The 6,476-nt window shown below is 54.8% G+C and carries 9 protein-coding genes; 3 read left to right on the forward strand and 6 right to left on the reverse strand.

From position 1 onward, the window contains the following. From ACLQ7H_RS10535 to ACLQ7H_RS10560, 6 genes are all read right to left on the reverse strand, one after another. Positions 1-197 (reverse strand): OB-fold domain-containing protein (locus ACLQ7H_RS10535; RefSeq protein WP_411752614.1); only part of this gene is annotated, 197 nt, incomplete at its 3' end. Positions 198-357: 160 nt separating this feature from the next. After that, positions 358-879 (reverse strand): crossover junction endodeoxyribonuclease RuvC, encoded by a 522-nt coding sequence (gene ruvC, locus ACLQ7H_RS10540; protein WP_021181146.1) that lies wholly within the window; start codon positions 877-879, stop codon positions 358-360. Between the two features lie 67 nt (positions 880-946). Further along, a complete protein-coding gene (locus ACLQ7H_RS10545; RefSeq protein ID WP_411752615.1) occupies positions 947-1,690 on the reverse strand; it encodes a YebC/PmpR family DNA-binding transcriptional regulator in 744 nt (247 codons plus the stop codon). Between the two features lie 21 nt (positions 1,691-1,711). Further along, positions 1,712-2,158: a dihydroneopterin triphosphate diphosphatase gene (gene nudB / locus ACLQ7H_RS10550; RefSeq protein ID WP_024486545.1), complete on the reverse strand. Its 447-nt coding sequence runs from the start codon at positions 2,156-2,158 to the stop codon at positions 1,712-1,714. Then, on the reverse strand, positions 2,158-3,942 hold the full coding sequence (gene aspS / locus ACLQ7H_RS10555) for an aspartate--tRNA ligase (RefSeq protein ID WP_411752616.1): 1,785 nt from the start codon (positions 3,940-3,942) through the stop codon (positions 2,158-2,160). The genes nudB and aspS overlap by 1 nt, the downstream gene beginning before the upstream one ends. 82 nt (positions 3,943-4,024) lie before the next feature. Continuing rightward, positions 4,025-4,255 (reverse strand): FmdB family zinc ribbon protein, encoded by a 231-nt coding sequence (locus tag ACLQ7H_RS10560; RefSeq protein ID WP_021181142.1) that lies wholly within the window; start codon positions 4,253-4,255, stop codon positions 4,025-4,027. 197 nt (positions 4,256-4,452) lie between these two features. Here ACLQ7H_RS10560 and ACLQ7H_RS10565 point away from each other — a divergent pair, with 197 nt between their 5' ends. The 3 genes from ACLQ7H_RS10565 to ACLQ7H_RS10575 form a co-directional block, all read left to right on the forward strand. After that, positions 4,453-5,025 carry a hydrolase gene (locus tag ACLQ7H_RS10565; protein ID WP_411752617.1) on the forward strand — a complete coding sequence of 191 codons (573 nt, stop codon included), beginning with the start codon at positions 4,453-4,455 and terminating at the stop codon, positions 5,023-5,025. Between the two features lie 251 nt (positions 5,026-5,276). Continuing rightward, positions 5,277-6,092 (forward strand): DUF72 domain-containing protein, encoded by an 816-nt coding sequence (locus tag ACLQ7H_RS10570; protein ID WP_411752618.1) that lies wholly within the window; start codon positions 5,277-5,279, stop codon positions 6,090-6,092. Between the two features lie 101 nt (positions 6,093-6,193). Continuing rightward, positions 6,194-6,476 (forward strand): MAPEG family protein (locus tag ACLQ7H_RS10575; protein ID WP_411752619.1); only part of this gene is annotated, 283 nt, incomplete at its 3' end.

Below are 6,476 nucleotides of genomic sequence, written 5' to 3' on the forward strand. Positions count from 1 at the left end.
TTATCATTGAACCCATACAGCAGCTGTGCATCTTCACGCACCACGAATTGGGTAAACACGATAGCCTCTTGCCCCAGCTCCGGCAGTTCGTAAAAGCAGGTCATCGGCATATGCACTTCATACCCGACGCCATTGGTTTCAAGTAACACCAGCGGTGGCTGCTTTTCCAGAATAATTCCTCTGAGACGACCTATCATTACCCCTCCTGAATGGTTCCCTGTAGGTGGCGAACTGCCACACAGTATTGATACAGCTTATACCATAAAAAAGGCTGGATGAATATCCAGCCTCCGATTGAGAACAAAATGGCTATGCCTCGGCGGGCGCAGCATGCGGCGGCCCCGACGTTACAGATCTCTAACGCAAACGCCCGCGCGCCAGATTCAACCGCCCTTCACTCATACGCAGCACGTTCTGGCTGAGATGACAGTGGGTAATGGCGATAGCCAGCGCATCCGCGGCATCCGCCTGTGGATTGGCGGACAGCTTCAGCAATGAGCGAACCATATGTTGCACCTGGGACTTTTCCGCCGCGCCGGTACCAACCACCGTCTGTTTTACCTGGCGCGCCGCGTACTCAAACACTTCCAGGTTCTGATTAACGGCGGCGACAATCGCCACGCCCCGCGCCTGCCCCAACTTCAGCGCCGAGTCCGGGTTCTTGGCCATAAACACCTGTTCGATGGCGAAGAAATCCGGTTGAAACTGGGTGATGATTTCGCTTACGCCAGCATAAATCAGCTTCAGGCGCGTCGGCATATCATCCACCACGGTACGAATACAACCGCTGGCAACATAGGTCAGTTGGCGGCCCTGTTGGCGGATAAGGCCATAGCCGGTGACGCGCGAGCCGGGATCGATACCCAGTATGATCGCCATTGCTACCACCACCCTGCATTGATTGTTGCCTGGCGTTGCCGGTCGGCAACGCCATCGTTCACCTGCATTACAACGTTGCAGCGATCTCGTCGGAGATCTCACCGTTATGGTAAACCTCCTGCACGTCGTCACAGTCTTCCAGCATGTCGATCAAACGCAGTAACTTAGGCGCCGTTTCCGCATCCATATCCGCTTTGGTGGACGGGATCATGGAAACCTCGGCCGAGTCTGCCTCGAAGCCTGCAGCGGTCAACGCGTCTTTCACTTCACCCAGGTTTTCCCAGGCAGTGAAGACGTCAATGACACCGTCGTCATAGGTCTGAATATCTTCGGCACCCGCTTCCAACGCGGCTTCCATCACCGTGTCTTCATCCAGACCCGGTGCGTAGGTGATCACGCCTTTTTTGGTGAACAGATAGGCCACAGAACCGTCGGTACCCAGGTTGCCACCACACTTGGTGAAGGCATGGCGCACTTCTGCCACGGTACGGTTACGGTTGTCACTCAGACACTCGATCATTACCGCCGTACCGCCAGGGCCGTAACCTTCATAGATGATGGTTTCCATATTGGTATCATCATCACCGCCTACGCCACGGGCGATAGCACGGTTCAGGGTATCGCGCGTCATGTTGTTGGACAGCGCTTTATCGATAGCCGCACGCAGACGCGGGTTCGAACCCGGATCGCCGCCGCCCAATTTGGCGGCAGTCACCAGCTCACGGATAATTTTAGTGAAAATCTTACCGCGTTTGGAATCTTGTGCAGCTTTGCGGTGTTTGGTGTTGGCCCATTTACTATGACCTGCCATAAAAAATATCTCCAAAAAGAACTACTGGACAGAATGGATCACAAACTCTTCAATCGCCTGCTGATTACTCCAGGACTTGGTCAGTTTGACCGCCTCAGACGCCTCAAGCCATTGGTAAGCATGATGCTCGGTCAGGACCGGATCGCGCTCATCAGGTAACGCCAGACAGAACCAGTGCTCTTTATTACGTGTGGTTCCCGGCGCATAGCGGTGTCGCAAATGGACAAAGAGTTCAAATTCCACACAGCGCTGGCAATCGAGCAACGGCAGACCCTCTGCTGCGATATCGATGCCAATCTCTTCCATGACTTCGCGCTGTGCGGCATGCGGCGGCGACTCGGCGTCTTCAAGGCTGCCGGTGACCGACTGCCAGAACTCCGTATCGTCACGCCGCTGTAACATCAGCACCCGGCCACTGGATTTTGCATAAATCACCACCAGAATAGACTCGGGCCGCTTGTAATTCATCACTCGCTCTCTTGTTCGGCTGAGGCTTTCTTCACCACGCTGATCGCCAGTTCCTGCAACGAAGCCGGGTTGGCGAAGCTTGGTGCATCGGTCATCAGACAGGCGGCCGCGGTGGTTTTCGGGAAGGCGATAACGTCACGGATGTTCTCGGTACCGGTTACCAACATCACCAGGCGATCCAGACCGAAGGCCAAACCGGCGTGCGGAGGAGTGCCGTACTTCAGCGCATCCAGCAGGAAGCCGAACTTCTCACGCTGCTCTTGTTCATTGATACCAAGAATGCCGAATACCGTCTGCTGCATTTCACTGCGGTGAATACGCACGGAACCACCACCGACTTCATAGCCGTTCAGCACCATATCGTAAGCATTGGCGATGGCTGAGGTAGGATCTTTTTGCAGCTCTTCCGGGCTCATATCGCGCGGTGCGGTAAACGGATGGTGCATCGCCGCCAGGCCACCTTCGCCGTCTTCTTCGAACATTGGGAAATCGACCACCCACAGCGGTGCCCAGCTGTCGAGCTTGGTCAGGCCCAGATCGCGGCCGATTTTCAAGCGCAGCGCGCCCATGGCGTCGGTAACGATTTTAAAGCTGTCGGCACCGAAGAACAGAATGTCGCCGGTTTGCGCATTGGTGCGCGCCAGGATCGCTTCCAGCACTTCGGCACTGAGGAATTTGGCAATCGGGCTTTGCACGCCTTCCATACCCGCAGCACGATCGTTAACCTTCAACCATGCCAAGCCTTTGGCACCGTAGATATTAACGAAAGCGCCGTATTCGTCGATCTGCTTACGGGTCAGTTGTGCGCCACCCGGAACACAAATCGCGGCCACGCGGCCTTTGGCATCGTTCGCCGGGCCAGAGAACACTTTAAACTCAACGTCTTTAACCAGGTCGGCAACGTCCACCAGCTCCAGCGGGTTACGCAGGTCTGGCTTATCGGAACCGTAACGGCGCATCGCTTCGGCAAAGGTCATGATCGGGAATTTACCCAGATCGACGCCCTTCACGTCCAGCCACAGTTCATGCACCAGTTGCTCCATCACTTCACGCACCTGTTCGGCGCTCATGAAAGAGGTTTCCACGTCGATCTGGGTGAATTCCGGCTGGCGATCGGCGCGCAGGTCTTCGTCACGGAAGCACTTGACGATCTGGTAGTAGCGGTCGAAGCCAGACATCATCAACAGCTGTTTAAACAACTGTGGGGACTGCGGCAACGCGTAGAATTTACCTTTGTGTACGCGGCTTGGTACCAGATAGTCACGGGCACCTTCCGGCGTGGCTTTGGTCAGCATTGGGGTTTCGATATCCAGGAAACCGTGGCTATCCATAAAGCGGCGTACAAAGCTGGTGATCTTGGCACGGGTTTTCAGGCGGTCGGCCATTTCTGGGCGACGCAGATCCAGGTAGCGATATTTCAGGCGCGCTTCTTCGCTGTTGGTCTGGTTCGAGTCCAACGGCAGCGGTTCGGAGCGGTTGATGATCTCCAGCACGTGAGCAAATACCTCAACTTCGCCAGTCGTCATATCCTTGTTGACCTGGCTTTCCGGGCGCGCGCGCACGGTACCAACGATCTGGATGCAGAACTCGTTACGCAGTTCGAAGGCTTTGTCGAAGGCCGCTTTCTGATCCGGATCGAAGAACACCTGCACGATGCCTTCGCGGTCACGCATATCAATAAAGATCAGGCCACCCAGATCGCGGCGGCGGTTGACCCAACCACACAAAGTGACTTCCTGGCCGACGTGGGCCAGATTCAACTGCCCGCAATATTCAGTACGCATACGCTATCCTTTTGACTTAAGCCGATTCGGCCGGAGGTTGGCAGCAGTTGCTGTTTCCGCACGGCTATTATCTGACGAATTGTTATTTATCGCCCGGTTTGAAGTCTGTTGCATACCAGCCGGTGCCCTTTAACTGGAAACCGCTGGCAGAGATCAACTTGGTCAGTGCGGGCTGCCCACACGCCGGACATTGAGTCAAAGGCGCGTCGGAAAATTTTTGTAGTTTCTCTAATCGATGTTGGCATGAGCCACATGCATATTCATAAATCGGCATAGATCGCTGGATTAAAGATTGGTGAAAAAAGGCGGTCATTATAAAGGAAATTCATGCGCCAGATAAGAGCGAACACGGCATTGTTGCAATGCTAAATGGTGCTAAGCGCCAAGAAACAACACATCGGTTAACAAATTTCCCATTAACTAGCAGCAGTTTTATCACGTAGCCTGTAACCCTCGTCTTTCAAATGCTAGTGACGCAACCTAATCCACTTTAACCCAGAGACGCTCCCAATGCTGAAACTTGATGCCCAAACCACCGCCCTGGTCCTGATCGATCTGCAAAACGGCATTTTACCTTACGCCGCTGGCCCGCACAGTGCCAGCCAAGTCGTCACCCATGCGGCCCATCTGGCTGGTCGTTTCCGCGCGCTGAATGCCCCCGTGTTTCTGGTGCGCGTCGGCTGGTCCGATTCCTTTGCCGAAGCGCTCAAGCAGCCGGTAGATAAACCTTCACCGTCTCCGGTCGGCGGGCTGCCCGCGTCCTGGTGGGAATTCCCAGAAGAACTGGCGGTACAAGACAGTGATGTGCTGATCACCAAACGCCAATGGGGCGCATTCTATGGCACCGACCTGGACCTGCAACTGCGCCGCCGGGGCATCAAATCGGTAGTATTGGGCGGTATTGCGACCAATATTGGCGTGGAGTCTACCGCACGAGCAGCCTGGGAACATGGCTACGAGTTGGTGATCGCCGAAGACATGTGCAGCACTTACAGCGCCGAGATGCACCAGTTCGCCTTCGATAATATCTTCCCGCGTATCGCCCGTGTGCGCAGCACCAGCGAAATTCTCGCCGCGTTGTGATCATACATTTGCTATCTTGGCTTGAAAGGCCATGGCGACAAAGGTAAATTTTATACCCTATGAATTTCGAGTTGGCCGCTCTTGCGCATCCATGCGCTCGCGGCATTCGTACATCCCTGTACAGCATAGCTAGGCGACAAGCTATCTCATCCCCAGGAGCTTACGTTTAGTAAGTGACTGGGGTGTGATAGCGCAGGTAACAACGCTACAACTTGAAAGACGACGGGTATAACAGGGAAGATGAGCGTTTGATGTATATTGGACTGCCGCAATGGCAACACCCAGCCTGGAACCGCATCGGCCTGCGCGATCTGGCGGACTACAGCCGCTATTTCAACTGCGTGGAAGGTAACACTACCTTCTACGCTCTGCCGAAGGCGGAAATTGTGCATCGCTGGCGCGACATGACCGGCGATGATTTCCGCTTTTGCTTTAAATTCCCTTCAGCGATCAGCCATAAAGCAGCACTGCGCAACTGTGAAGCCGATATCCGGGCATTTTATGATTGCCTGCGCCCTCTTGAAGGACGTATCGGACAGCTGTGGTTGCAGTTGCCCGCCGCCTTTGCACCCGAGCATCTGGGCATTCTATGGGCATTTCTTGATGCCTTACCGCCGGAGTTCACCTACGGAGTCGAGGTCCGTCATCTGGAGTTTTTCGCCAAGGGTGACGCGGAGCGCCAACTGAATCAGGGTTTGCATCAACGCGGTATTAACCGAACGATCCTGGATAGCCGCCCGCTGCACCATGCCAAGCCGCACAGCCCAGCGATCCGCGATGCACAGCAGAAAAAACCCAAGCTACCGGTGCATGCAGTGGTAACGGCCAACAACCCGCTGATCCGTTTTATCGGCGGTGACGTGCTGGCGGACAATCAGCGCTGGTTTGAGTCATGGCAACAGAGGCTGCCGGACTGGGCGCAGCAACATCAGCCTTATCTGTTTATTCATACGCCAGATAACAGCGACTCACCGCAGCAGGCGCAAAAAATCTGGCAACGGCTACACGGCATAATTCCGAATTTAGCGCTGCCTCCGGACTGGCCAGAGCAAGAAGCCTTGTTTTAACCTATTAATCTGCTGGATCGCATCGGATATTTCCTCGCGACAGTAGCGATAATGGCAGTTATGATGCTCGCTGCCAGATTTGGTTATGAATGGAGTTAAAAATGGTAAGCGCGCTCTATGTGGTGCTTGGCGCATTGTTGTTGATCAAACTCTCTTTTGACGTGGTCAGGTTGAGAATGCAGTACCGAGTCGCCTACGGTGACGGTGGGTTCTACGAGCTGCAAACCGCGATCCGCGTACACGGTAACGCCGTGGAGTACATCCCGATCGCCGCCATCCTGTTGGTGATCATGGAGATGAACGGTGCCGAAGTCTGGATGGTGCATCTGTGTGGTTTGCTGCTGATGGCAGGCCGCCTGGTTCACTACTACGGTTTGCGTAACC

The sequence above is a fragment of the Serratia sp. (in: enterobacteria) genome (genome assembly GCF_046715635.1).
Classification (GTDB): domain Bacteria; phylum Pseudomonadota; class Gammaproteobacteria; order Enterobacterales; family Enterobacteriaceae; genus Chania.

Bases quoted from the DNA above. Each gene is read 5' to 3' on its own strand.
- ACLQ7H_RS10565 (WP_411752617.1), top strand. From the start codon at position 4,453: ATGCTGAAACTTGATGCCCAAACCACCGCCCTGGTCCTGATCGATCTG.
- ACLQ7H_RS10560 (WP_021181142.1), bottom strand. From the start codon at position 4,255: ATGACCGCCTTTTTTCACCAATCTTTAATCCAGCGATCTATGCCGATT.
- ruvC (WP_021181146.1), bottom strand. From the start codon at position 879: ATGGCGATCATACTGGGTATCGATCCCGGCTCGCGCGTCACCGGCTAT.
- aspS (WP_411752616.1), bottom strand. From the start codon at position 3,942: ATGCGTACTGAATATTGCGGGCAGTTGAATCTGGCCCACGTCGGCCAG.
- nudB (WP_024486545.1), bottom strand. From the start codon at position 2,158: ATGAATTACAAGCGGCCCGAGTCTATTCTGGTGGTGATTTATGCAAAA.
- ACLQ7H_RS10545 (WP_411752615.1), bottom strand. From the start codon at position 1,690: ATGGCAGGTCATAGTAAATGGGCCAACACCAAACACCGCAAAGCTGCA.
- ACLQ7H_RS10570 (WP_411752618.1), top strand. From the start codon at position 5,277: ATGTATATTGGACTGCCGCAATGGCAACACCCAGCCTGGAACCGCATC.